At 63.4% G+C, this 25,576-nt stretch carries 21 protein-coding genes; 9 read left to right on the top strand and 12 right to left on the bottom strand.

All coding sequences use genetic code 11. The features are described 5' to 3' along the window. Nucleotides 1-189 precede the first annotated feature (189 nt). Together AC1ECK_RS18190 and pdeR are read left to right on the top strand one after the other, a co-directional pair. A complete protein-coding gene (locus tag AC1ECK_RS18190) occupies nucleotides 190-4,803 on the top strand; it encodes an Lhr family helicase (protein ID WP_480321355.1) in 4,614 nt (1,537 codons plus the stop codon). Nucleotides 4,804-4,983: 180 nt separating this feature from the next. Beyond that, on the top strand, nucleotides 4,984-6,987 hold the full coding sequence (pdeR, locus tag AC1ECK_RS18185) for a cyclic di-GMP phosphodiesterase (protein WP_480321354.1): 2,004 nt from the start codon (nucleotides 4,984-4,986) through the stop codon (nucleotides 6,985-6,987). Nucleotides 6,988-6,999: 12 nt separating this feature from the next. On the opposite strand, the gene AC1ECK_RS18180 is transcribed toward pdeR, so the two are convergent. The 3 genes from AC1ECK_RS18180 to AC1ECK_RS18170 form a co-directional block, all read right to left on the bottom strand. Beyond that, entirely contained in the window at nucleotides 7,000-7,878 is an 879-nt protein-coding gene (locus AC1ECK_RS18180) for a crotonase/enoyl-CoA hydratase family protein (protein WP_480321353.1), read from the bottom strand. 402 nt (nucleotides 7,879-8,280) lie between these two features. Next, a complete protein-coding gene (locus AC1ECK_RS18175) occupies nucleotides 8,281-9,384 on the bottom strand; it encodes a malate/lactate/ureidoglycolate dehydrogenase (protein ID WP_480321352.1) in 1,104 nt (367 codons plus the stop codon). A gap of 1 nt (nucleotide 9,385) precedes the next feature. Then, nucleotides 9,386-10,849 (bottom strand): M20 family metallopeptidase, encoded by a 1,464-nt coding sequence (locus AC1ECK_RS18170; protein WP_480321351.1) that lies wholly within the window; start codon nucleotides 10,847-10,849, stop codon nucleotides 9,386-9,388. Between the two features lie 226 nt (nucleotides 10,850-11,075). Between AC1ECK_RS18170 and AC1ECK_RS18165 the strand changes: the two genes are divergently transcribed. The 3 genes from AC1ECK_RS18165 (at nucleotide 11,076) to AC1ECK_RS18155 (ending at nucleotide 12,657) form a co-directional block, all read left to right on the top strand. Next, nucleotides 11,076-11,384: a superinfection immunity protein gene (locus AC1ECK_RS18165; protein WP_480321350.1), complete on the top strand. Its 309-nt coding sequence runs from the start codon at nucleotides 11,076-11,078 to the stop codon at nucleotides 11,382-11,384. Nucleotides 11,385-11,548: 164 nt separating this feature from the next. Further along, complete coding sequence (locus tag AC1ECK_RS18160) at nucleotides 11,549-12,181, top strand: LysE family translocator (RefSeq protein ID WP_480321349.1); 633 nt, start codon at nucleotides 11,549-11,551, stop codon at nucleotides 12,179-12,181. Nucleotides 12,182-12,186: 5 nt separating this feature from the next. Next, nucleotides 12,187-12,657 (top strand): GNAT family N-acetyltransferase, encoded by a 471-nt coding sequence (locus tag AC1ECK_RS18155; RefSeq protein WP_480321538.1) that lies wholly within the window; start codon nucleotides 12,187-12,189, stop codon nucleotides 12,655-12,657. A 14-nt stretch (nucleotides 12,658-12,671) separates the two neighbouring features. On the opposite strand, the gene AC1ECK_RS18150 is transcribed toward AC1ECK_RS18155, so the two are convergent. The 3 genes from AC1ECK_RS18150 to AC1ECK_RS18140 form a co-directional block, all read right to left on the bottom strand. Continuing rightward, a complete protein-coding gene (locus tag AC1ECK_RS18150; RefSeq protein WP_480321348.1) occupies nucleotides 12,672-12,953 on the bottom strand; it encodes a YodC family protein in 282 nt (93 codons plus the stop codon). A gap of 469 nt (nucleotides 12,954-13,422) precedes the next feature. Beyond that, nucleotides 13,423-14,919, bottom strand: a complete 1,497-nt coding sequence (locus AC1ECK_RS18145; RefSeq protein WP_480321347.1) for an MFS transporter — start codon at nucleotides 14,917-14,919, stop codon at nucleotides 13,423-13,425. Nucleotides 14,920-14,950: 31 nt separating this feature from the next. Next, a complete protein-coding gene (locus tag AC1ECK_RS18140; protein ID WP_480321346.1) occupies nucleotides 14,951-15,577 on the bottom strand; it encodes a TetR/AcrR family transcriptional regulator in 627 nt (208 codons plus the stop codon). Nucleotides 15,578-15,966: 389 nt separating this feature from the next. Here AC1ECK_RS18140 and AC1ECK_RS18135 point away from each other — a divergent pair, with 389 nt between their 5' ends. Then, nucleotides 15,967-16,656 (top strand): glycine zipper 2TM domain-containing protein, encoded by a 690-nt coding sequence (locus tag AC1ECK_RS18135; RefSeq protein WP_480321345.1) that lies wholly within the window; start codon nucleotides 15,967-15,969, stop codon nucleotides 16,654-16,656. Nucleotides 16,657-17,003: 347 nt separating this feature from the next. Here AC1ECK_RS18135 and AC1ECK_RS18130 read toward each other — a convergent pair whose 3' ends face one another. Genes AC1ECK_RS18130 through AC1ECK_RS18115 form a run of 4 tightly spaced genes read right to left on the bottom strand, consistent with a single transcriptional unit; the run spans nucleotide 17,004 to nucleotide 19,874 of the window. Then, nucleotides 17,004-17,762 carry a GGDEF domain-containing protein gene (locus AC1ECK_RS18130; protein ID WP_480321344.1) on the bottom strand — a complete coding sequence of 253 codons (759 nt, stop codon included), beginning with the start codon at nucleotides 17,760-17,762 and terminating at the stop codon, nucleotides 17,004-17,006. 11 nt (nucleotides 17,763-17,773) lie between these two features. Further along, a complete protein-coding gene (locus AC1ECK_RS18125; protein ID WP_480321343.1) occupies nucleotides 17,774-18,160 on the bottom strand; it encodes a DUF1987 domain-containing protein in 387 nt (128 codons plus the stop codon). Between the two features lie 20 nt (nucleotides 18,161-18,180). Continuing rightward, entirely contained in the window at nucleotides 18,181-18,744 is a 564-nt protein-coding gene (locus AC1ECK_RS18120; protein WP_480321342.1) for a SiaB family protein kinase, read from the bottom strand. Between the two features lie 14 nt (nucleotides 18,745-18,758). Then, nucleotides 18,759-19,874 carry a SpoIIE family protein phosphatase gene (locus AC1ECK_RS18115; protein ID WP_480321536.1) on the bottom strand — a complete coding sequence of 372 codons (1,116 nt, stop codon included), beginning with the start codon at nucleotides 19,872-19,874 and terminating at the stop codon, nucleotides 18,759-18,761. Between the two features lie 469 nt (nucleotides 19,875-20,343). On the opposite strand from AC1ECK_RS18115, the gene AC1ECK_RS18110 reads away from it, so the two are divergent. Further along, entirely contained in the window at nucleotides 20,344-21,018 is a 675-nt protein-coding gene (locus AC1ECK_RS18110; protein ID WP_480321341.1) for a response regulator transcription factor, read from the top strand. Beyond that, nucleotides 21,015-22,418: a sensor histidine kinase gene (locus tag AC1ECK_RS18105; protein WP_480321340.1), complete on the top strand. Its 1,404-nt coding sequence runs from the start codon at nucleotides 21,015-21,017 to the stop codon at nucleotides 22,416-22,418. The genes AC1ECK_RS18110 and AC1ECK_RS18105 overlap by 4 nt, the downstream gene beginning before the upstream one ends. Nucleotides 22,419-22,540: 122 nt before the next feature. On the opposite strand, the gene AC1ECK_RS18100 is transcribed toward AC1ECK_RS18105, so the two are convergent. After that, nucleotides 22,541-23,320 (bottom strand): MipA/OmpV family protein, encoded by a 780-nt coding sequence (locus AC1ECK_RS18100; RefSeq protein ID WP_480321339.1) that lies wholly within the window; start codon nucleotides 23,318-23,320, stop codon nucleotides 22,541-22,543. 480 nt (nucleotides 23,321-23,800) lie between these two features. Between AC1ECK_RS18100 and AC1ECK_RS18095 the strand changes: the two genes are divergently transcribed. Continuing rightward, entirely contained in the window at nucleotides 23,801-24,376 is a 576-nt protein-coding gene (locus tag AC1ECK_RS18095) for a redoxin domain-containing protein (RefSeq protein ID WP_480321338.1), read from the top strand. A 41-nt stretch (nucleotides 24,377-24,417) separates the two neighbouring features. On the opposite strand, the gene AC1ECK_RS18090 is transcribed toward AC1ECK_RS18095, so the two are convergent. After that, a complete protein-coding gene (locus AC1ECK_RS18090) occupies nucleotides 24,418-25,557 on the bottom strand; it encodes a hemolysin secretion protein D (protein WP_480321534.1) in 1,140 nt (379 codons plus the stop codon). Nucleotides 25,558-25,576 lie beyond the last annotated feature (19 nt).

Below are 25,576 nucleotides of genomic sequence, written 5' to 3'. Positions count from 1 at the left end.
GCAGTCTCTACCCGGACGCAGGTTGACATCCTCCCCTGCCTGAAGGGCGGAGCTTGCCGCACACCGGTTCAATCCCAGCAAAACCCGCCGTCCGGCGAGTGCCGCGCGCCACGTGGCGCGCGCTACAAAAACCTGCGAGACTTGGTCTTTGGCTTCTCACCCGGCGCGGCGTCCGCCGCCCCTCTGGATATGGCCCGTCGCGCCCCCACCTATGCCAGCATGACTCCCGCCTCTTCCCCGAGCGGCGCGCTGGACAGCTTTCATCCGGCGGTGGCCGGCTGGTTCCTGAAAACGTTTCCCGCCCCGATCGACGCGCAGTCCGCTGCGTGGCCGTTCATCCGCAGCGGCCGTTCGACCCTGGTCGCGGCGCCCACGGGCTCCGGCAAGACCCTCACCGCGTTTCTGTCCGCACTCGACGAACTCGTCCAGCAAGGCCTCGCCAATGGCGGCGCGCTGCCGGACGAAACGCTGGTGGTCTACGTCTCGCCGCTCAAGGCGCTGTCAAACGATATTCGTCTCAACCTGCAACGGCCGCTCGAAGGGATCGCGGCCGAACTCGCGCAGCGCGGCCTGGCGCCGCTCGAGATCCGCACGGCCGTGCGCACCGGCGACACCACCCAGCAGGAGCGCAACGCGCTGCGCAAGCAGGCGCCGCATATTCTCGTGACGACGCCCGAGTCGCTCTACGTGCTGCTCGGCTCCGACTCGGGCCGCCGCATGCTGGCGACCACCCGCACCGTGATCGTCGACGAAATCCATGCGCTGGCCGGCAGCAAGCGCGGCAGCCACCTCACGCTCAGCCTCGAACGGCTCGACGCGCTATGCGGCCGGCGCCTGCCGCGCATCGGCCTGTCCGCAACGCAAAAGCCGATCGGCGCGGTCGCGCGTTTTCTGGTGGGCGGCGCAAGCGTGAGCAGCGCCGAGCCGGCGGACTGCGCGATCGTCGATGTCGGTCATGTGCGCGCCCGCGATCTCGCCCTGGAGATTCCCCCGGTGCCGCTCGAAGCGGTGATGGCCAATGAAGTCTGGGAACTGGTCTACAACCGGCTCGCCGAACTGATTGCGCAGCACCGCACCACGCTGATCTTCGTCAACACGCGCCGCATGGCCGAACGCGTGGCGCGCCATCTGACCGAGCGTCTCGGCAAGGAAGCGGTCGCGGCGCACCATGGCAGCCTCGCCAAGGAACATCGCTTCGATGCCGAACAGCGGCTCAAACGAGGCGAGCTGCGCGTGCTGATCGCCACGGCCTCGCTGGAACTCGGTATCGATATCGGCGATGTCGATCTGGTTTGCCAGATGGGTTCGCCGCGGGCGATCGCGCCGTTTCTGCAGCGTGTCGGGCGCTCCGGCCACCATGTGGGCGGGATGCCGAAGGGGCGCCTGTTCCCGGCCTCGCGCGACGACCTGATCGAATGCGCGGCCCTGCTCGATTGCGTGCGCCGCGGCGAGCTCGACGCCCTGCAAATCCCACGCTCGCCGCTCGACGTGCTGGCCCAGCAGATCGTCGCGGAAGTCTCGAGCGCCGAATGGAGCGAGGATGCGCTGTTCGACCTGATACGGCGCGCCGCCCCCTACGCGGAACTAGCGCGAGAGCAATACGACGCCGTGCTGCGGATGCTCGCAGAAGGCTATACCAGCCGTCATGGCCCGCGTGGCGCGTATCTGCATCGCGACGCGGTGAGCGGCACGCTGCGCGGCCGGCGCGGCGGCAAGCTGGTGGCGGTGACCTCGGGCGGCACGATTCCCGAGAACGCCGACTATACCGTGATCCTCGAACCGCAGGCGGTGAATATCGGCACGGTCAACGAGGACTTTGCGGTCGAGAGTCTGGCGGGCGACGTGTTCCAGCTCGGCAACGCTTCGTACCGGATCTTGCGGGTGGAAGCCGGCCGCGTGCGGGTGGAAGATGCACAAGGGCAGCCGCCCAACATCCCCTTCTGGCTCGGCGAAGCGCCGGGGCGCAGCGACGAGTTGTCGTTCGGCGTGGCGCGCCTGCGCTCGCAGATCGAACAGTTGTTGAGCGACGAGCGGTCAGAGCCTGAAAAAACCGCGGAAGTTGCAGACGCAACAGTGTCCACCGCCGTCGTTGCGCGACGCCGCACCGCGCGGCGGCAACGCGAGCTCGCGGTCGTCGATGCGTCCGCGGCTTTCGATGCCGGTCACGACGAGCAGGTCATCGCCGCGCCGGCCCCCACGTCGCCCTCGAATGCCCTCCGTCTCGAACGCGCCATCGCCTGGCTCACCGCCACACTCGGCATGGATGCCGCCGCCGCGCGCCAGATCGTCGAATACCTGGCGCGAGCACGCGCCGCGTTGAGCGCGCTGCCCACGCAAAACACGCTGGTCATGGAGCGCTTCTTCGACGAATCGGGCGGCACCCAACTGATCATCCACGCGCCCTTTGGCAGCCGCCTCAATCGCGCGTGGGGCCTCGCCTTGCGCAAGCGCTTTTGCCGCACCTTCAACTTCGAATTGCAGGCCGCGGCCACCGAAGACGCCATCATCCTCTCGCTGACCGGCAGCCACAGCTTCGCGCTGGATGAAGTCTGGCGCTACCTGCACTCGAACACGGCCGAGCATCTGCTGATCCAGGCCCTGCTCGACGCGCCGCTGTTCGGCGTGCGCTGGCGCTGGAACGCCACCACCTCGCTCGCCCTGCCGCGCTATAGCGGCGGACGCAAGACGGCGCCGCAACTGCAACGCATGCGCAGTGAAGACCTGCTGGCGGCCGTGTTCCCCGACCAGGTGGCGTGCCTGGAAAACATCGTCGGCGAACGCGAGCTGCCGCATCATCCGTTAGTCGATCAGACCGTCGACGACTGCCTGCACGAAGCCATGGACGCCGAAGGCTGGCTAAGCCTGCTGCGCCGGATCGAACAGGGGCAGGTGAAACTGATCACGCGCGAATTGCCGGCGCCCTCGCCGCTCGCAGCCGAGATTCTCACCGCCAAGCCCTACGCGTATCTCGACGACGCGCCGATCGAAGAGCGCCGCACCCAGGCCGTGCTCAACCGGCGCTGGTCCGATCCCGCTTCGGCGGACGATCTGGGCGCACTCGATGCCGACGCGATTGCCGGCGTGCGCGAGGAGGCGTGGCCGCAGCCGCGCACGCTCGATGAAATGCATGAGACGCTGACCGGTCTTGCCTGCGTGAGCGAGGCAGAAGCGCAAGACAACCCGGGCTGGCAAGCATGGCTCACGGCGCTCGCCCAGGCGGGCCGCGCGACCCGCTTGCGCAATCGGGCCGGCGCGGCGCTCTGGCTACCCGCGGAGCGCCTGACCTGTCTGCACGCGATCTACCCGGACAGCGCCTTCGAACCGCCCATTGCCGCCCCCAAGGGCTTTACGGAACCATGGAGCGACGACGAAGCGCTCGTCGACGTCATCCGCGCCCGGCTCACCGGCTTCGGCCCGCTGCCGGCGGCATCGATCGCCGGCTCACTGGCGCTGTCGGCGAGCGCAGTGGAGCGCGCCCTGAGCGCGCTCGAAGCACAAGGCTACGTCATGCGGGGCCGCTTCACGCCGGGTGCAACCGCCGAAGAATGGTGCGAGCGGCATCTGCTGGCCCGGATTCACCGCTATACGGTGCGGCGCTTGCGGCGGGAAATCGAGCCGGTCGAACGGCACGACTTCATGCGCTTCCTGTTCGAATGGCAACATCTGACGCCCTCGACACGCGGCGCAGGACGCGACGCGCTCGCGGCCGTGCTGGACCAGTTGGCGGGATACGAGGCCGCCGCTGCCGCGTGGGAGGAAGACATCCTGCCCGCCCGCCTCAAGGACTATTCGATCACCTCGCTCGACGAGCTATGCCGCTCAGGCAAGCTGGTCTGGACCCGCCTGAGCGAACGCACGCGCGCCGCCGCCGGCCCGGTGCGCAGTACGCCGGTCGTGTTGCTGCCACGGCGCGACATCGGCCTGTGGAGCACGCTGGTCGATCAAGGCAAGCCAGCCGGACTGTCGCCGCGGGCCCAAAGCGTCCATGACACGCTGATGCAACACGGGGCGATGTTCTTCGACGAATTGCGGGGCGACACGCGCCTGCTCGGGATCGAACTGGAAAACGCCCTGGGCGAACTGGTCGCCGCGGGACTCGTCAACTCGGACAGTTTCGCGGGCTTGCGGGCGCTGCTCAAACCCGTCGCGAAGCGCCAGGCCCATCACCACAACCGGCGGCCGCGTGGCGGCGCGCTGATCGGCGGCATGGACGACGCCGGCCGCTGGGCGCTGGTGCGGCCTCGCAGCGCGCTTGCCGTTCAGGAGCAGCCAGCAGCAGCCTCGTCAGCCTCACCCGCCATATCCACCGCCCCCGTCTCAGCCGCCTCAGGCCGCGCCCCGCTGCTCGCGCCCGAGGTGCTCGAACACCTGGCGTTGACCTTGTTGCGCCGCTATGGGGTGGTGTTCTGGCGCCTGCTCGCCCGCGAAGCCGAATGGCTGCCGCCCTGGCGCGATCTGCTGCGCGTGCTGCAACGGCTTGAAGCGCGCGGCCAGGTACGCGGCGGTCGCTTCGTCAACGGCCTCGCCGGGGAGCAGTTCGCATTACCGGAAGCGATTCCGCTATTGCGCGAAGTGCGCCGCCATGCCGACGACGGCGCCTTTGTCTGCGTTGCCGGCACCGATCCCTTGAATCTGGTCGGCACGCTGCTGCCCGGCGACAAGGTGCCGGCGGTGGCCGGCAATCGCGTGCTGTACCGGGACGGCGTGGCGGTCGCCACGCTGGTGGCAGGCGAGTTTATTTATCTAACCAGTCCTGCGGGTGAAGAGAGGGAGCAGATCCGCCTCAGACTGGCGCGGAGGTAATAATTTTTAACATTTGTCTAAAGGTTCATAGTACCTTGCCGTTACTGGCTCATAAGCCCGCGTGCCGGCCGCCCTGGATACAATGAAGGTCAGCCTTACACCTGATGTAGACTGTTTGCCGCCCGCCGGCTCCGCAGTCCACGCTGGCGGCCCGCAGGCACACCTTGCCCGGGAAACGATATGAACGACGACCAACACGACCAGGTGCTTTATGCCCAGTTCGGCACAAGCAGCCCTTGCTGGCGTCTGTCCAAAGACAGCAACGCGCTGGAGCTGACGCCGGTCACGGGCGACATGCCGGCCAATGCCGCCATCGCCCTCAACCCGCAACAGGCCGCACAGATTCGCCGCCTGACGGGTATTACCTCCCACCTGATTCTCGACGTGCGTCTGCTCGGTGAGCCGTTGCGACTGCATCTGGTAGGCAAGAAGCTCACCAGTAACTTATGGGCGGGCACGGCCTCGGCCTATGAAGACACCGAATCGGTGGCGCGCGACCTGGTCCATGGGCTGTCGTTCGCCGAGCAGGTGGTGTCGGAAGTCAACTCGGTCGTCGTGATCGTCGACCGCAATGGCCGCATCCAGCGCTTCAACCGGCTCGCCGAAGAACTCACCGGCATGAAAGAGGAAGACATTGTCGGCCGCAGTGTCTGGGCGCTCTTCATGTCGTCCGAGGCGGGTGCGGCGTCGAGCCAGAATATCGCCGGCTTCTTCAACCGCGGCGTCTCGTACGAAGTGGAACGGCTCGTGAAGACCGTGCACGGCGAGCGGCTCTTCCTGTTTCGCAACAAGTTCGTGCAGAGCGGCAGCGGCGTCGACGAGCAATTCCTGATCTGCTCGGGCACCGACATCACCGAAGAGCGCCGCGCGCAAGAACGCCTGACCGAACTGGCCAACACCGATTCGTTGACCGGCCTCGCCAATCGCAACGCGATCCAGGACAAGATCCGCGCGGCGATCTCGAACGCGGCGGAAGGCGTTTCGGTCGGCATCCTGTTCCTCGATCTCGACAACTTCAAGAAGGTCAACGACCACTACGGCCATGTGTTCGGCGACCGCCTGATCAAGGACGTCTCCGCGGCCATCGGCACCTGCCTGAACGAGGGCGACACGCTCGCGCGGCTGGGCGGCGACGAGTTTATCGTGCTGGCCGCAAGCGGCACCGCCAGCTCGCTGGAAGCCACTGCGCAGCGCATTCTGGAGCGCATGCGCACGCCCTTCAGCCTCGGGCTCGTCGAGGTCTATACCGGCTGCTCGATCGGCATCGCGCTGTGCCCCGAACACGGCGACAGTCTCGAATCGCTGATCCGTTCGGCGGACACCGCGATGTACGTCGCCAAGGACGAAGGCAAGCGCACCTACCGGGTGTTTTCGCAGGAGATGGACCGCAAGGTGGCCGAGTACATGTGGCTCGACACCAACCTGCGGCGCGGCATCGACGAAGGCCAGTTCACGCTCTACTATCAGCCCAAGCTGTCGATTTCGACGGGCCAGGTGACCGGCGCCGAGGCGCTGATACGCTGGAATTCGCCCGAACGCGGCCAGATCCTGCCGACCGAATTCATTCGCTATGCCGAAGAATCGGGGCTGATCGGCCACCTGGGCCGCTGGGTCATGCAGACGGCGGCGGCGCAAGCCGCCCGCTGGAAGGCGGCGGGCCTCAACCTGCGCGTGGCGATCAACGTGTCGGCGCGCCAACTGGTGGATACCGCGGTGGTCCGGCACTTCGCCGAGGCGCTCCAGCAGGCGGGACTCGAGCCCTGCCTGATCGATCTCGAGCTCACCGAAAGCTGCCTGATCGAAGACGAGGCCGCCGCGATCCAGTTGATTACGCAGTTCCGTCAACTCGGCGCACAGGTGCACCTCGACGACTTCGGCACCGGCTATTCGTCGCTCTCGCAGCTCGGGCGGATTCCGCTCGATGTCATCAAGCTCGATCGTAGCTTCGTGCGCTCCATCAACGAGAATACGAAAGCCCAGGCGCTGGTGCGCTCGATGGTGGCGGTAGCCCAGGAGCTGAATTTCAAGGTGGTCGCCGAAGGGATCGAAACGGACGCCGAAGAAGCGTTTATGAAGGGGCTCGGGGTGGAATACGTGCAGGGCTTCCTGTACGGCCAGCCAATGCCGGCCGCCGAGTTCGAACAGTGGCTGCGCGAGCGGCAGAAGCTCAGGTTGATCGCCTGAGCTTCGGTTCAGCTAGGCAATGCTTGCGCTACTCTGGCGCAGGCTGGAAGTGCGGCGGTTCTGCAACGTCACGAGCCGCTCCATGAAGGCCAGATCCTTTTCTTCGATCGTAAACGCTGCCTCCACCCAGTCTTCCGTGATCTCCATCAGCTCGGCGCGCGAGAGCTGCAGCACCCGCTGACGGGCCCGCAGCATGGCGCGTATGCCGTTCATCTTGGGGCGCAAGGTGTCGACAAAGGTCCGCGTCGCCACATAAGCCTCGCCCGGTTCGAACAACTGGTCGACCAGCCCCTTGCCCGCATACCATTCCGCGGTGTGCGACTCGCCGATGCCGATCAGCTCTTCCGCGAGGCGCATGCCGGCCTTGCGGGCGACGAGCGAATATCCGCCCATGCCCGGGAACAGGTTGAAGGCGATCTCCGGAAAGCCCATGCGTGCGTCGTTCTGCGCGAGCAGAAAATGATGCGCGAGCGCCGCTTCGAAGCCACCCCCGAGTGCAGTTCCCTCCACCATCGCAATCGAAATCGCGCCGGTATCGAAGCCGCGCGCCGCAGCATGCACGCAGTCGACACAGGCCCGGGCATACGACATCAAGGCCTGGCGCTTGCCGGCCCGGATCGTCTCGGCAAAGAAGTCCAGATCGCCGCCGACGTTGTACATCGCGGGAATCAGCGAGCCCGTTACCCAGAAGTCGATCGGCAAACCGGACTCACGCGCAGCCTGGGCGAGACCCAGAATATCGTGCACCAGTTCAAGGTTAAAACATGGACGCGGCTGCGCACGCAACATCATCCACATGATGTTGCGTCCCTCTTCGTAGTAAGCGGAAATCTGCGACAGATTACCCGCTTCGAGGAACGGACGGCACGCGTGATGGTTGTGAAGAGTCATTTTGAATGGTCCTTTAAGGTTAAACGGCGGCAATGCAAGTCGAGCCTAAAGCAGACCTCAATAAGGCGGGAGCGGGCTTGCCAACGGACAGACGCAAGTCGTCCTTGCGGATCCTTTAAGAGCGGGCTTCGGAGGGAAGGTCAAACGAGACAGGGGCGCGCACGCAAACGATTGCGCACGAAAAGGCGCGCAAAAATCATTGCGTCAAACTGGAATTAAATCGCCAGGCGATTGATTGCGGAATTTATTGCCGAACGCGTGAGAGAAGGTAATTCTTTACCGTCGGGAAATGTAATGCGAAATATGGTGGGAGAAGCGGCGCATTCGAGGCGCCGCTTGAAGCGGTTGAGTCGCTTGAGGCGCTTGAGCTGCTTTAAGCGCCTGGCGCGCTTGAAGCGAGTATCACTGCAAATGCGCGGACCAGCGCTCGACCTGCTCCGGCGGCATGCCGAGCGCGAGCGCGGCATGGCAGATCTGCTGCCAGGTGGCCGGGTCGACCGGCACGCCCTGCGCCTCGCGTTCGGCGCGCATGGCGCGCTCCGGTTCACCGGGCGCGAGGATGCGCTCGGTTCCCTCGGCTAAAGGCGAGGCCTTCACCCATTCGACAAACGCATCCGCTTCGGCCTCGGCGTTCGGAGCATCGAAGGCGGCCGGATCGAGGATCACCGAGAGCATGCAGTTGATGATGGCGTGGTTCGTGCCGAGCGTGTCCGCATGGCTGGTGTAGCCGCCGGATAGCGCACCGCCGAAGATCTCGCACATGGCCGCCAGCCCGAAACCCTTGTGACCGCCGAACGGCAGCAGCGATCCGAACGGCGCCTCGTGCATCACCGACGGCTCGAGCGTGGCGTGCCCGTCGTGATCGATCAGCGCACCAGGCGGAACCTGCTTGCCCTGGTTATAGGCCACCCGGGTCTTGCCGAATGCGACTGCGCTGGTAGCGAAATCGAGCACCAGCGGAGCTTTGCCGCCACGCGGAAAGGCGGCGCAAAACGGATTGGTGCCGATGCGGCGATCCGTTCCGCCGAACGGTGCGACGAGCGGGTCGCCGGCCACATTGACAAAGTGGAACGAGACGAACCCGGCGCGCGCGCACTGCTCGGCCCAATGACCGATGCGGCCAATATGATGCGCGCCGCGCAGGCCGACTGCGCAGAGGCCGAGCTGTCGTGCGCGCTCGATGCCGCGCTCCATCGCCTCATACGCGACGACCTGGCCAAAGCCCTTGCCGCCTTCGATGGTCAGCACCGCCCCCGCATCGCGCACCACCTGCGCGTGCAGGTTGAGCTTGAGTTCGTTGTCGCGCAGCGACGCCACATAGCGCGGAATCATGCCGACGCCGTGCGAATCGTGCCCGGTCAGATTGGCGGCGAGCAGATGGTCGGCCACCAGTCCGGCCTCGCGTGAGGTGCTGCCCGCCTGCTCCCAGATAGCCCGGACGAACGCGTGCAGAGATGACGACGCAATCCTGAGCGGGGCCGTTTGCGCTGCGCGAGGAGCATCCATGTCACGGCGCCGCTGCGATCACATCGGCCACCGCCGCGGTCAGCTTCTTGCCATACGACACATGCAGGAACTCGTTCGGCCCGTGTGCGTTCGACTTCGGTCCGAGCACGCCGCACACCATGAACTGCGAGTGCGGGAAACCTTCCTTCAGGACGTTCATCAGCGGGATCGTGCCGCCCTGTCCCATATACGCGCAGTCTGCGCCGTAGTGCCGGCGCGACGTGTCGTTCAGCGCCGAGGCGAGCCACGGCGCCAGTTCCGGCGCGCTCCAGCCGCTGGCCGCACCGGCATCCGGCTTGAACGTGACCTTGGCGTTATAGGGCGGGTCGAATTCGAGCAGCGCTTTCAGTTCCGCGACCGCCTTGACCGCATCGAGAAGCGGCGGCAGGCGCAGCGACAGCTTGAACGCCGTACGCGGACGCAGCACATTGCCGGCATCGGCGATGGCCGGCAAACCGGCCGCGCCCGTGACCGAAAGCGACGGGCGCCAGGTGGAGTTGAGCAGCGCCTCTTTCGGATCGCTCGTGGTGGGCAGCACCTGGCGGCCATCCTGGCCGCACGCCCACGGAATCTTCTTCCAGACGTCGTCGCCCAGAATCTGGGCGGTGGCCTCCGCTTCACGCAGACGCTCCGCCGGGATCGGCGCATGGAAACCCTGCGGCAACAGGTTGCCATTGGAAGCGTCTTCGAGGCGGTCGAACAGTTGCCGCATGATGCGGAAGCTCGACGGCGCAATGCCGCCGTACCCGCCCGAGTGAATGCCCTCGTCGAGCACATGGACTTCGAGGTCGCCGGACACCAGGCCGCGCAGCGAGGTGGTCAGCCACAACTGGTCGTAGTTGCCGGCCCCGGAATCGAGGCAGACCACCAGCCCCACTTTGCCGAGCCGTTCGCGCAGCGCATCGACATACGGCAGCAGGTCGTAGCTGCCCGACTCCTCGCAGGTTTCGATCAGGCCGACACAGCGCGGCCGCTGGACGCCCTGGGCGTCCAGCGCGGCGAGAGCGGTGAGGCTCGCGTAGATCGCATAGCCGTCGTCCGCGCCGCCGCGGCCATAGAGCTTGCCGTCTTCCAGCTTGGGGGTCCAAGGCCCGAGGTCGTTACGCCAACCGTCGAACTCGGGCTGTTTGTCGAGGTGGCCGTAAAGCACAATCGTCTCGGTGCTGCCCGAACGGGTGGCCGGCGTTTCGAAGAAAATCACCGGTGTGCGGCCCGGCAAGCGGATCACCTCCAGCTTCAGGCCTTTGACGGGCTGTTGCCCGGCCCATTGCGCCGCGTCCGTCACCACCCGGTCGATAAAGCCGTGCTTGACCCAGTCGGCGTCGAAAGCCGGACTCTTGGCGGGCACGGCGATATAGTCGGTGAGCGCCGGCACGATCTCGTCGTTCCACTTGCGATCCACGAACTCGCGGAGCGTGTCGTGGTTGATCTGGCTGGCCTGCTGGGTGGTATCGTCGGAAATCATGTTGGCTGTCCGGTCGGTCGGTCAAAACGCACATGATAGTCCTCTACGGTGCCAGCCTGAAGTCCCCCATTCGGCCAGGACTGCCCAAAACCGCCCTGCCGCCACGCCACGACTTTCCCGACACTCGGGTTGGCGGAGCGAAGCAGTGGGCGCCTCCGGACGCCTATGCGCGAATTGCGCAAACGCGCGACAATTACCGAATTGGCACTATGCCGGGAGTCCCGCGATGCTGGGCAGCACGGTCGTTCAAGCGGTGGCCGCGGTCGTCGCACTGGGGGTGTATTTCCTGCCGGCGATTCTCGCCGACCGGCGCAAGCGTCACGACCTGCTGACGCTTGCGCTCTTCAACGCCTGTCTCGGCTGGACCGGCTTCGGCTGGCTGGCCGCGTTGTATTGGGCGCTGCAGCCGAACCCGCCGAAAGACGTCGCGACCGAGGTGGCCGAGACGCGGCGCATTGTCAGGATGCGGACCTTTTCCGTCATGCTGATTCAGCGCGTGCAGAACCGGGCGAGCCGCAACAAGAACGAGCGCTGAGCGGCCGCCAGCCCGCCGGTACACTCCCCGTAACCCAAGGCGCGCCGCCGCGCTTCCTCATTTGCCCACTACCCGGCCGTTCGGCCAATTGCCGGTTTTTCGCCACGCGTGGAATAATCGACCAGCCCACCCACCTCGCGCATCACCCTTTCTGGAGCACTGCAATGCCTGAACTCAGCAAGCTGCTGACCTTTGGCCTCGTCTCGCTTGGCATGGCGCTCACGCCTGGTCCGAACATGCTGTACCTCGTCTCGCGCTCGATCTGCCAGGGGCGTACCGCGGGCCTGATCTCGCTCGGCGGTGTTGCGCTCGGCTTCCTGTTCTATATGTTCAGCGCCGCGCTCGGCATCACCGCCCTGCTGCTGGCCGTGCCGTTTGCTTATGACGCGCTGCGCTTCGGCGGCGCCCTGTACATGCTGTGGCTCGCATGGCAAGCCGTCAAACCGGGTGGACGCTCGCCGTTTCAGGTGCGCGACCTGCCCGCCGACAGCCCGCGCAAGCTGTTTGCCATGGGTTTCGTCACCAACCTGCTGAACCCAAAAATCGCCGTGCTGTATCTCTCGCTGCTGCCGCAATTTATCGATCCGCAACTGGGACATGTGCTGGAGCAATCGCTGGTGCTGGGGTCGGTGCAGATCGCGTTTAGCCTGACCGTCAATTCGCTCGTCGCGATCATGGCCGGTTCGATTGCGGTGTTTCTCGGGCGGCGCCCTGGGTGGATTCTGGTTCAGCGCTGGTTGATGGGAACGGTGCTCGCCGGCCTCGCGGTACGCATGGCAACCGAAGCACGGCGCTGATCGTGTTGCACACGCGCCCTCTCAATGCCGGCGATCTGGACCTGATCTGCCGTCACCGCTATGAAATGTTCCGCGAGGCAGGGCGCGAGCCTGCCCTGCTCGACCAGATGACGCCGCCCTTTCGCGCGTGGCTGCAGCCGCGGCTTGCGGACGGCTCGTACTTCGGCTTTATCGTGCTGGACGGCGACGCGCCGGTGGCGGGCATCGGGCTGATGGAAATCGACTGGCCGCCGCATCCGCTCCATCCGGAACAGGACCGGCGCGGCTACGTGTTGAATGTCTATGTGGAACCGGGTTACCGGCAGCGCGGCATCGCACGCACCTTGATGGACCGCGCGGAGGCGGCGTTCAGCGAGCGAGGGTTGCCGTATGCGATCCTGCACGCCACGCAGTTGGGGCGCCCGCTTTACGAGGGACTCGGCTGGGCGCCGACTACGGAGATGGCCAAGGCCGTGGGCAAGCCGCCGGCGGCCTGAACCTCAGGCACAGCTCAGCCCGAGTGCGCAACGCGCCCGAAGCTGCGCAGTTTCACGGAGCCAGCCGGGATGGAGCGCGGTTCGAGCCGAACCCGTTCCTGCTCGAACATCTCCTGGCGTAGTTCACCCTGCTCGTCGAACCACTGGCAAACCACCCAGTCACCTGAAGTGAGCGCAACGGGGCCGGCGTAGGTCACGGTCATGCGTGGGCCGCCCGATTTGAGCGTGACGACGTCGCCGATATTCAGCGGTGCGATTGACGGTGTATCGAATGCATCGAGGGTAGCGGTCAGCATATCAATCCCCGGGGACGAAAGCAGTGAAATGTTTTAACCCATGGTCTCAGCCGGACGGCTGGCGAAATATTTATAAAGTTTGCCAAGATTAACAACTGAAATTCCGGACTGCAACTGATTTTTGTTGATACCGTTTTCACGCAGCAGGGAATTTGATTTCGATCATCGGCTCGCCGGATGAAATAATGATCGGCTCGCTAAAACCTATTCAGCAGATCTTCCTCTGCCCCGCCCCACGGCCCTGAGCGCGGGAACAACTTACGTGAGCCGAACGCCTGTGCCGAAAAATATACTGAGCCGGATTCCTCAGACATTGGCATTTTTTGATTTCAGTTATGAAACGTTTTTATCCGATCAATTATTGCGACAACCATCCATAAACCGGGCGCTCATCCATGAATATCACCAATGGAGGGCGCACCGCATTAAGTCGGTGCAGTGAAATACCCCTACGGTAGCCATTGTCACTTCAATGGTGAATCGCAATCCGCTGATGACGCACCAGTAGTGCACTCAAGCCAATACAAGTCAGCATCAACAGTGCGTTGATGCCGAGGCTGTACTGAAACGCGTGGGCGTATGCATCCGGCGTCGCCCGGCCACCCAGCACGCCGAAGAACGCACCGCTGATTGCCGCGGTGCCGAACGCCGAGCCGATCTGCAGGGTCGACGTGACCACGCCTGAAGCCAGCCCCGCCTTCTGCGGCGCCACTTCCGCGAGGACGGTGCGCATGATCGACGGCAGCAGCAGGCCATGGCCGACACCGGCGCACACCAGCCCGCAGTAAAACAGCAGATCCGGCGCGGCAGCATGGGTGGCCGACCAGCCGGTTACCGTAAAGCCGACCGTCATCATCGAAAACCCGAGCGTCAGCACATGGCTGCCGATACGCCGCACCACCGCCGGCGAGGTCAGCGGCCCGATCAGGAAGCCGATCGCAAACGGCATGATGGCGACGCCGGAGGCAAGCGGCGTCCAGTGCAGACCGGTTTGCAGAAAGATGCCGTAGGTCAGAAAGAACGCGCTGTTGCAGTAGAACAAGAACGCCAGCACGAGACCGAGTGCGAACGCCGGATTGCGGAACAATTGCAGGTCGACGAGCGGATGGCCGCCTCGCCGCTCCACGCGCCGCTCCGTCGCGACGAACAGCGCGAACGCCGGTACGCTCAGCGCAAACATCACGAACGTCCAGGCCGGCCAGCCGGCCTCGCGGCCGTGCGTCATCGGATAGATCACCAGCAGCAGCAACAGCGACAGCAAACCGACACCCTTCAGGTCCACGCCGCTACGCACGGCGGGCTGGTTTTCCGGCACAAACTTCCAGGTGCCGATAAACGCGAGAATGCCCACCGGAATGTTGATCAGGAAAATGACACGCCAGTCGAGGCCGAACGGCCGGTAGGTAATCAGCGCACCGCCACCGAGTTGTCCGACAATGGAAGCCAGCCCGAACACGAAACCGTAGAAGCTCATCACGCGCGTTTGCTGCGCGAGCGGCACCACCGCGCGAATCGTGGCCAGCACCTGCGGCGCCATCACGGCGGCGGCCATGCCTTGCACGATCCGCGCGATCACCAGCATGTGCCCGCCTGGAGCAAAGCCGCACAAGGCCGACGCCACCACGAAGCCCGCCATCCCGGTCATGAACATGCGGCGGCGTCCGAACAGGTCACCTAGCCGCCCGCCGGTGATCAGAAGCACGGCATAGGCGGACGCATATGCCGAGACGATCAGTTGCAACTGCGCATCCGTGGCGCCGAGCCCGGTGTGGATTGCCGGCAGCGCCAGATTGACAATGAAGTAGTCAAGCGGCGCGAGAAACGCGCCCACGAACAATACGGCGAGCGCGAGCCCCTGACGTTCGAAGCGCGGCTCTGCTTCGGCTGTGGCGCCGGCGCCAGGCACAGCGCCCGTTCCCGGCGCAGCAAACGCCATCGGCGTAGATTTGACGCATTCGCTATTCATGACCGCCCGTTCAATAATTTGGTAAAAAAATTTACGTGAGCGCGCGCATCGCCACGTCGACGATCGCCGTGAGTTCATGCTCTTCGTGCGCGACCCGGCCCAGTACCCGCAACCCCTGCATGATGCAGAGCAGGAAATTGCTGGCTGCCTTGTCGTCGAGCGTCGAGCTGAAAGCGCCGCTTGCCTGGCCGCGAATCACAGCGGCGGCGAGCAGCGTCGCCATGCGGCGCTGGATCGAGGCGATGCGGCTGCGCAGCGCCTCGTCGTCCGCCTGCATTTCCAGCGTGGTGTTCGTAATCAGGCAACTGCGCTGCTGCGTCAGCCCCGACGACACCTTGGCGTAATGCAGAAGCGCGTTGCGCAGCGCCTCCTGCGGCGGCAGCGGCGCGTTCAGCCGCTCGGCGAGGCGGGCAACCGAACCTTCCGCGTAATGATCGAGCGCGGCCAGCATGATGCCGTGCTTGTCGCCGAAGACGCCGTACAAACTGCCGCGCAGCAGGCCGGTAGCCTTGCAGAGATCGTCGATCGAAGTGGCATGGTAGCCATGGCGCCAGAATACTTCGCTCGCATGCGCCAGCACCGTAGACGTGTCGAACTCGCGCGGGCGCCCGCGGGCGCTCGTGGTGCGGGTTCTCTTCAGGGAGGCGGGCTGGTTCATGGGAATGCATATTATGACTATCCATTCAACAAATCAAGCCTGCTGGGAGGATTCTGGTGCAAATGGGAGTGCGGACAAGTTTAAGCTCGCGGTTTAACGAGTGGGTGGCGAGGCATGGGCAAGTGGCAAAGCACCGACAAGCTATTCGACGGTCTGCATTTCGATCGCGAATTGCCGAGCGACGGTCGTAGAACGATGCGAAGTGAAAATTGCCGGTCATGCCGCGATGGCCGATTGCCCAGCCAGACGCCGTCCGAAGCGATACGTCCGGGACAACGTACCGAAAGACACTTGGAAAACGCTACAACTGCTTACAAATCTTGCGGGCAATACGTCCACCGGTTTGTCGGCTCCGGCGTTCTTGCTGACACACATCAACGGAGCGCGCCATGAACACCAACCTGACATCCGATTCTCCGCAACGCAATCGTATCCACCCTCTGGTTGCCGGTGCGGCTGTGGCCGTTATCCTGGCCAGTGCGACGGGCATCGCAGCGATGACGGGCATTCTTCCGACGTCCCGGGCAACGACCGCGCCTTCGACGCAAGCTGTACCGGTCGTCGCTCAGGCCGCCAGCGCGTCGCTAGCGTCGGCGCAACCAGATGCTCAGCAACACGTCACGCGGGAGGAAGCGCCAGTCCGGCCCAGTATTCATCATCACCGGACCACTCCGGCTGAGCAGGCTCCCAGGAACAACAACACATATCAAGACGCAGCGCAGCCTGCACCAAGACCGGTCGCGGTTGACCCGAACGCCGGCGAAGTTGTCGCCGTCAATACAGTTCAGGAACCCGAACCGACCACGGGTCTCGGAGCCGTAGGCGGAGCTGTCGCTGGTGGGTTGCTGGGAAATCAGGTTGGAGGAGGACGCGGTCGCGTTCTGGCAACGATTGCGGGTGCGGTTGGCGGTGGATTTGCTGGCAACGGAATCGAGCATGCAGTGCGAAAGGCTACGACCTACCAGGTGCAGGTAAGAATGCAGGATGGCAGCTACCGGAACTTCAACTACTCGACGCAGCCACCCGTCCAGGTCGGTGAGCGCGTCCATGTCTCGGGCGATTCCCTGAGCACGTCTTAATCATGGTCAGAACCGGCAGTACCCACAGCGGGGTACTACCGGTTACAGAATTGACATGTCGGCCGCACCTGCGTCCGCGCGCCGCCCATAGAATCCGTGTCGTTCGCAATTGTCTGGCGCCCGCCGGAAGTAGGCAGGACAGGAGAACTCCATGAGACGCGATACCCTTTTTCTGGCAGTGGGCATTACAGCCACGTGCGCATCCGGCGCGGCTTTCGGCCACGCGGACATTGATCAGCGAAAATCGAATCGGATCTCACTTTTCCGGTCTATTGTGTCCACACAGCGGCGCGCGGGTCTGACCTTCGCGAAGCGCCGGCCAGGCGCCTGCGGCGACAGGTTGCCGTTCAGTCCCCGGCCGGCATAACGGGCGAAACCGCTTGCGAATCGGCAAACTCCACGCGATTGCGCCCGCCTCGCTTCGCCTTATACAAAGCCGAATCCGCTAACCCGTATGCAGTATCGAAATCGGTGCGAACCGGGTTGGCGCTGACGCCGAAACTGGCCGTGATGCGACGATTCACGGGCGCCGCGAAAACGTGACTGCCGATCGCCTCGCGCATTTTCTCCGTCAACTCCAGCGCCTCGGCGAGATCGTGCCCCGGCAACAGGACGGTAAACTCTTCGCCGCCGACGCGGCCGATAACGCCCTGCTCACCGACAATGCGCCGCAAGCAATCGACGATACCGAGGATCACCGCGTCGCCAACAGGATGGCCGAAATCGTCATTTATTTTCTTGAACTCATCGATGTCGAGCAGGATCATCACCGCACGATCGACGCGCAACGCCTTGATGGTCCGTTCGATCACCGCACTGCGGTTCAATACATCGGTCAACGCATCGTGTGTCGCACGATATTGCAACTGCTGGGTCAGTGCATGCATCTCGCGCTCGGCGCGGTCGCTGCGCCCAATCAGGCGGCGCGTCTCGCGCATCAGGCGTTCGAAATGTCCGATCAGCTCGGCTAGCGCCAGGCGGGATTGCTGGGCGTCGGCGTCGAGATTCGCATGAATCGCGCGCGCCTTCTCCAGCGCCTCGCTCTCGTTCTTGAACAGGTCCGCAGATTCGTTTGAAGGCGCGTCCGAAGGGGAAGTTGGAGCCACCGTGGCCGTCCTTAGATCGCAACCGGACAATCGGTGAACTGGATCGCCGTGAAATCGGCTTGCAATTCCTCGCCGAATTCGAGAATGGTTTCGTCCTCGGCGTCGCGGTACCACCGCACCAGCACGCTATTTCCAGATGAAGCCGCCTGATCCAGCGCATCGAACACGTTGAACAACATCTTCGTGCTCGAACTGTTGAAGTACGTCAGGGTGACCTCAACCGTGATAACGGCATTGTTGCAACCTGCGAGGTACGCGCGAAGCTGCTCGATCACCGGGGCATAGAACGCGGCTGCGTTCTCGGGATAAGACTCTCCCCTGAACGTCAGCACGTTCTGGTCGAATTGAAAATCGATTTCCGGCGACGTGGTCGTAGCCGCAATATAAAGATTATCCATGGCGGACACCCGTCCCTTGGTCAGATGATGGTCTTGAGGAAAAATAGCGTGGTTTCTGGAGCGTCGCCGCGCGGACAAAAGGCAAACTCCAGCGGAGCGCTCGCATCTCGAGCCATCGTCAGGAACCCAAGCCCCGCACCCTTGCTTTCCTCCGGCGTGTCGGAGCGCAGCGACAGCTTGTACGCCTGCTTGATTTCTTCAAACGACATGCTGCGCAACGGCTCGAGCCGCTCGCGCAAATTGCTCACTGCCGTCGTCGCAATCGGATTCACACATAACATGAGATGACGCTCGCCCTCGGTGCTGATGCACACCGCGCCCTCGCGTATTGCGCCACCTGCCCCGCCACCCTCGACGAGCGAGTCGGACGAATAGTGGACGATATTCTGCGCGAGTTCGATAAAGGACGAAAACAGTTTGCGCCGGGTCGGCCCGCTGACCCCCGCCACTTCCAGTTGCAGCTTCACGACTTCGCTCATGGCCGCGACGATGCTTTGGGAGAAGTAGCCCTTGTGATAGAAAATCAGGTTGCGCCTCTGAGCGAGTTCGAAAAACGCGGCATCCTGGTCTAAGAGTTCAAACATGTTCATGGACTACCCTAAACGCGTGCAAAAAATAGCGTGACGTCATCGCGACGTGCCTGTGCGCCCTGCCAGTCGGCCAACGCGCGCTGCAAGGCATCGCAGATCGCGGATAACGGCTGCGCACGGTTCTCGACAATCAGATCGAGCGCCCGGCGCTTGCCAAAAGCAATTTTTCGCGGGCCGCCGATCTGATCGATCAGCCCATCGGTCGAGACGAACAGGAGGCTGCCCGGCGTCAGCGCGACGGTGTTCAGCGCCCACGCATAGTCCGCCAGACTGTCGACATAGCCGACGCCCATGCGCTCGCCCGAAATGCTGTCGAAGTAATCGGCATCCGGCCGCAAAATGTGCAGCGCAATGCGCGCACCGGAAAAATGCAGTTGCTGCTGTTCCGCATCGAACCAGAAGAAAGCCGCGTCGAGGCCGTCGTTCGACTGCGGCGACTCGCCTGTCCTATGCACTTGACCCAGCAAGCCCTTGACGTTGCGATTGACGCCTGCCAGAAGAGCGGCCGGGTCGCGCGGTCCGATTCGCTCGAGCGCCTGCGACAGCGAAGCCGAGGCAAGCAGCGTCATGAAGGCGCCAGGCACGCCATGTCCGGTACAGTCGGCTACCGCGCCGAACCATCCATCGGAGAACGAAGCAAAGTGATAAAAGTCGCCGCCCACCACATCGCGCGGCTCCCATTTCAACGCGGCATCCGCCAACATGGACGACAGCGCGTCGCGCGACGCGCGCAGCATGGCTTGCTGGATCACGCTCGCATATTCGATGCTCTGCATGATTTGACGGTTCTTTTCCGCCTGCATTTCAGCCACGGCGCCCAATAGCTGAAAACCGCTCGCAAGTCCGACGAACCCGCCCTCGCGCGTCACAATGAAGCCGTCGGACAGCGCCTTGTGACCCACCTCCACCGTCTTGAACGTCAGCGCTTCGATGCTCATGTCCGCGTCGACGATGAGCGGCTCCTTGTCCATGAACGCGATACAGCTTTTCTTGTCGTAAAGCTCCCGGTGAAATGGCTTGCTCATTTGCGACAGGAAAATATCGCGGTTAATCAGTCCAATGGGACGGTTGCCTTCCACCACGGCCAAACTGACCATGTCGCGCCGCGAATAGAAAATCTCGATTGCCAAAGAGTTGGAATCGGCCGCATCGATGGTTGGGAATTCCTGACATAAATCGCCGGCGCAACGCGGGCTTGCGGTGACTCCGGGGCGACGAAACTGCGCAAGCGCGGGATGCATTTCGAGACCACCCGTTGAACGAGAAATCAGCACGCTAATGGGTCTACATGTCAGTTTCGTTACGCCCGACGATTAAAGAAAGCAGCCCGAAAAGACAAGCGGGACGTGGGCGCGCCCAAAGGCTCGTCGCAAACGTTTTCCCTCTGGTTATGGCCGATATGCGCTCATCCAGGCTCGCGTTGCGTCTGCGCGACTGCGGCGGATTGACGCGAAAGACCATCAGCGATTTTTGGCGGGCGCTGGCACATGTCCTCATACCGGCACAATGGCAAGGTCGGAGTGAGCGCGGTATACTGGTCCGTTCGCCACACGCCATACAACCCCACCTTTCGCATCAACCGGCCAGCAACTCATGCGTATCCTGCTGATCGAAGACGAACTGGAACTCGCTTCGGCAATCCAGAATGCGCTGGGCAAGCGCAATATTGCAGTCGATTGCGTGTCCAGCCTGAGCGAGGCACGCTATGCGATCCGCGAGTGCCAGTACAAAGTGGTGCTACTCGACCGGCTCTTGCCCGATGGCGACGGACTCACCGCCATTCCCGATCTGCGCGCAGCAGCGCCGGGCATTCCGGTGATCGTGCTGACCGCGGCAGGCGAAATCGCGGCGCGAGTCGAAGGGCTCGATGCCGGCGCCGACGACTATCTCGCCAAGCCCTTTTCGATGGACGAGCTGACTGCGCGCCTGCGTGCGCTCGCGCGACGTGCGCCCGTCATGCAGACGCACAAGGTCACCGTGGGTGCGCTTGAAATCGATCTCGTCTCGCTCACCGCAACCGTTCGCGGCGAGCCGCTCGGCTTGCGGCGGCGCGAACTGCTGGCACTGCAGGCACTCGTCGAGAGCGCGGGCAAAACGGTGCAGCGCGACCAGTTGATCGCGCGCGTCTATGGGCTGGATGAGGACATTCAATCGAATGCACTCGACGCTCATATCTCCCGGCTACGCAGCAAGCTTGCGCTGCACGACGCGGGTATCGAGATTCGGCCCGTGCGCGGCATCGGCTATCTGCTTTCCACGACTGAATGAGCTATCTCCAGAATCTGTCAATCACGCAGCGCATTTCGGTCATGCTGATCGGAACCTTGATAGCCGTTGCGATTGCATCGGGACTGCTGACACTCATCAACTTTCTGCAGTGGGACCTCTCCGGCTACGTGATGGATGACCGCAGCGACAGCGTCATCCTCGCGGCAGTATCGCGTACAACCGACGGTCATCTCGCGCTGCAACGCACCCCGGAACTCGAATCGCTCGAGCGTACAGCGCCCGGGTTGTGGTTTGTCGTGCGCGACCAGGGCGGGGACCAGATCAGCGTTGGCCGCGTCTCCGCGCCTTGTGTATCGGCAGTCGCCACGCTGCCCCGCCTTTTCGGCGGCACCATTACGGATCTCAGCGATCACGGCAATCTCTCGTGCAAGCTCAAGACCGTGCGCGCCCATCTCGGTGACATGCAGATCGCCTATGGCGGCGGCCCGCTGATGCCGGCGTGGAAGGCTGCCGGCATCGCGGTGATCCGATATCTGGAAGCGCCGTTTTTTCTTCCGCTGCTGCTCGTCAATATCGTGACCATTCCGATTGTCGTGGCATTGGCATTGCGCAAACTGAAGGACGTCGTGCAACTCGCGCGCTATGTCGATATCGACCGTCGCGGCCTGCGCCTGCCCGAGGAGGGCCTGCCACGCGAAATTGCACCGCTGGTGCGCGCGTTCAATGCTGCGCTCGAGCGCCTCGACGCCGGACGGACCCAGCAGGATCGCTTCATCGCCAACGCCGCGCACGAACTGCGCACACCGGTCGCCATCATCCGAGCACGTCTCGACGCGCTGGAGAATGGACCGCTGAAGGCAAAGCTCGAGCAGGATGTAGAGCGTCTCGGCGAGCTGAGCGATGCGCTACTCGACCTCCAGGCACTCAAAAGCACTACGCTGCGGATGGAACCGCTGAACCTCGTCGCCCTGGTCCGCGAAACGATAGGCGATCTCGCACCCGTCGTCCTGAGTGCGGGCCACGACGTCGAGTTCGTCTGCGATGCCGAGCAACTCGACGTTTCCGGCGATGCCGCGTCGCTGACACGCGTCATCGTCAACCTCGTGCAGAACGCGATCAAGCACGGTGGCACCACAACGATGCTCACCGTGACCGTGAAAGCCGATGCCACCTATGTTCTGATGGAATTTGCCGACACCGGGCCGGGCATACCGTCTGTATGGCGGGAACAGATCTTCGAGTCCTTCTCACGCTATACGCGCCATGGTTCCGGGGCCGGCCTCGGCCTGAGTATCGTGCGCGAGATCGCCATCATGCACGGTGGCCGCGCGAGCTATTTCGAGCCGCCGACGCGCGGCACGGGTATTCGCGTAAGCCTGCCGCGCGTCGACGCCAGCAAGGATGTTTTCGGCTCGCCAGGGAACGCCTTGCCTCACTAAGCATTTCTAATGCATGCGAGTTCTTCAGGCATGCTTGAAATCAAGCATGGGATCGCGCGACGCAGAATGCGCGATCCGCTCAATTGCGAGCGCCAGCGGAAGCTGGTTTATCGAAACCGGGCCTAGAACGTATAGCCCGCGAGCGTCGCAACATTCAATGACACGCGGCGTTGCACAATCGGGCTGTTCCCGGCGTCGCCAACGAGGCGCGTCACTTGGGTCGACGTCGAAACCGACCAGTGGCGGTCGAAACGGTGCACCCAGGTCACGCCGAAATCGACTGCATTGAAACCGCCGCCGAGACTGTATTGCCGGAACCCCGAGGCTGCGCTTTGCGACGCATTCACGCCCCACATCGTCTGGTTGTAAGTCGCCGAACCCAGATGCACCACAGTCTTCGCCGTCAGTACATCCGATCTGGATACCAGCATCGGCGCCTCGAAAGCAACACGCCATGCATCGCCGATGCTGCGGTTGCTCAACGGCACGTCAGCCGCGACGCTTACAGAGCCCACGTTCGCGAAGCGGTATCCCGCCGTCACGGTCGCGAGTAGCGCATTCGGCACATTGCCCATGCCGCGCAGCGCGTCGGACCCGCTGCCGAGCGTTTCGTTCGTATCCTTGCGGCCGATGGCGTAGTTCAACGCGGTGTCGATGTAAAAGTTGTGCGGCAAATCCAGCTTGTAGCCGACGCCACGCGTCGTATCGACATAGATGCCCGACGGCGTCGTCACATTGAGGTACGGCACCGGAATGAAGTGGTACTCGTTACTGCCGAGATATCGCGGAGCGACATCAATGCCGGCGCCGACCGTGACGTTGTAGCCGTCGGCGAATGCACCGGACGAAACAGCAAAACCAACCGCCGCCGAAGCGAGGTAGAAAGCAAAACTTAACTTCATTCGAGATATCCGCAAATAGTAAAACCGCTCGTCGCGCGTTGACGGGTGTACGTGCAACGACACGTCGCGAAGCAAAGACAGTCGGCGTCCGAGGGTAAAAGTCCGACGACGCTGCGGATTCTATGAGTCATACATTGTGCGAACATTGCGTGCCGCACTGCGCGGCGCCCGCGGTACGGATAGGTTGCCGCCGTTCAACATGCGGGTGTGTGGGTTCGGGCGCGCGGGAAAAGGAACATTTGCGCTGTCCGCAGCGCCGTTAATGTTCCGACAATGTTTCCCCGTCATACTCTTCCGGACCGGTTCCCGGGCAAAGCGGCTGTAGCTGACGCATGCGAGCGATTGTCAATCTGCAATCGGACCCGGTCACCGGGCTCTAAACAGGAAGGCGACGATGTTGATCGTTGGGATGGGAATTGGATTCTTCGGAGGTCTGATGTTGATGTACGTGTTCGCTCTACTTCAGGTGCACAAGTTTCGATGATTCCGCCAGGCGTCAAGCAACGGCTTTCCAGCCACACACCAGTAAAACAGGATCAGTTAGTGAACACCCCTGAAATCGCGGGCCTGTGCCTGCCTGCCCTATCTTTGACCTCTACGGCGGGAGGCATGTGTGACCTCAGCGAATTGCCTCATGCACTCCTGATTTTCACGCCGTTCGTCCTTCCGCGGGATGAATCGCCGGCGCCATCCTGGGAGGCGGACGAACACGGCTTGGCGGGACTCGAGGAACTGCTTGGCTTTGCACGGCTGTATAAGCAGTTCGAGTCGCGCAATATCCAGCTTTTTGGAATCACGACGCAAGCGCCGCTTGTACAGAAACTGGTAGCCGAGATACTGGCGCTGCCGTTTCCATTGTTGAGCGACTCACGGCGAGCCTTGTCTGAGCAACTCCAACTGCCAGTGACAGAGCGAGGCCGGGTCCCGCGCAACCGTCCGGTCATCATTGAGATCCGCGATGGGCGCGTGGCGTATGTTTGGGACCCGCTTGCTTCGTCGGGTCAGTGCGCACAAGTGATTCTCCGGCATGTGTCGAACGACAGCGATCGCAACTAACATCAGATACGATCGGTTTACCTTGCACGCTAGCTACACCGTCACAACGCCGCATTCTCCCGAATAATCTTCGCGATCACTTTCTCCGCCTCACCGGCCCCCTTGTCATACACCCGCGTACTCTGCAGCGGCGCGGGCGTATCGTTGCCGATCAGTTGCCCCGTACGCACGCGCGTATCGACCGACACCTGCATCGATAACCCCAAACGCAGCGGATGCGCGTTCAGGTCGCCCGCGTCGAGCGAGATCACGATCGGCACGCGCTGCACCACCTTGATCCAGTTACCGGCCGCATTCTGCGAAGGCAGCATCGAAAAGGCGCTGCCTGTCCCTGCGGAGAAGCCCTCCACCCGCCCGCGATACACCACCTGCGAGCCATACACGTCCGAGACGATCCGAACCGGCTGACCGACTCGCATATGGCGGATCTGCCCTTCCTTGAAATTGGCTTCAACCCAGAGCCGTTCGAGCGGAATGATCGACATCAACGGCACGCCCGGACCGACCTGCTGCCCGATCTGCACCGAGCGCTGCCCGACTGTACCGTCGACCGGCGCGACGATCGTCGAGCGCTGCAGATTGCGAAACGCGAGCCGCAGTTGTGCCGCCGCCTGCAGCACCGAAGGATTCGCGTCGACCGCTTGCCCGCTGCCCAGCGCGCGCGCCGCATCGAGTTGAGACTGGGCCGAAGCGAGATTGGCCGCGGCCACCGCCACGGCTTCACGAGCACGCGCCAGTTCTTCCGGGGCGACAATCTCGATCGGCGAGTGATCGCGTGCCGCCAACGCCTGCTGCGCCAGCGCCAGTTCCGCGCGGCGCGCCTTGATTGCCTCCACGTACAAGCCGCGCGAGCGTTCCGCGTTGGCCACCTGGCGCACCGCCAGCGCGAGCTGCGCCTGCGCCTGGGCGTAAGCGACGGCCGCTTCGGTATCGTCGAGCTTCACCAGCGCCTGCCCGGCGGTGACGCGCTGCGTGTTGTCAGCGAGGATGTCCGTGACGGTGCCGGGAATCTGCGCGGCGATCTGCACGATATGACCGGCGACGTAGGCGTCGTCGGTTTCCTCGTAAAAGCGCGCATTGAAAACCCACCAGCCGAGCGCTGCCAACGCGACCACGGCGGCCGCGCCCAGAAAGACTGTGAGGCGGCGCCTCCTCGTTGCGCGGCGCGCGTCGTGCTGCATCGCGGCAGCCTGGGACTGG

The sequence above is a fragment of the Paraburkholderia sp. SSBN10T genome (assembly GCF_056619545.1).
Note: the sequence above shows the minus strand (reverse complement) of the source record. Positions and strands in the feature narration are given on the sequence as shown.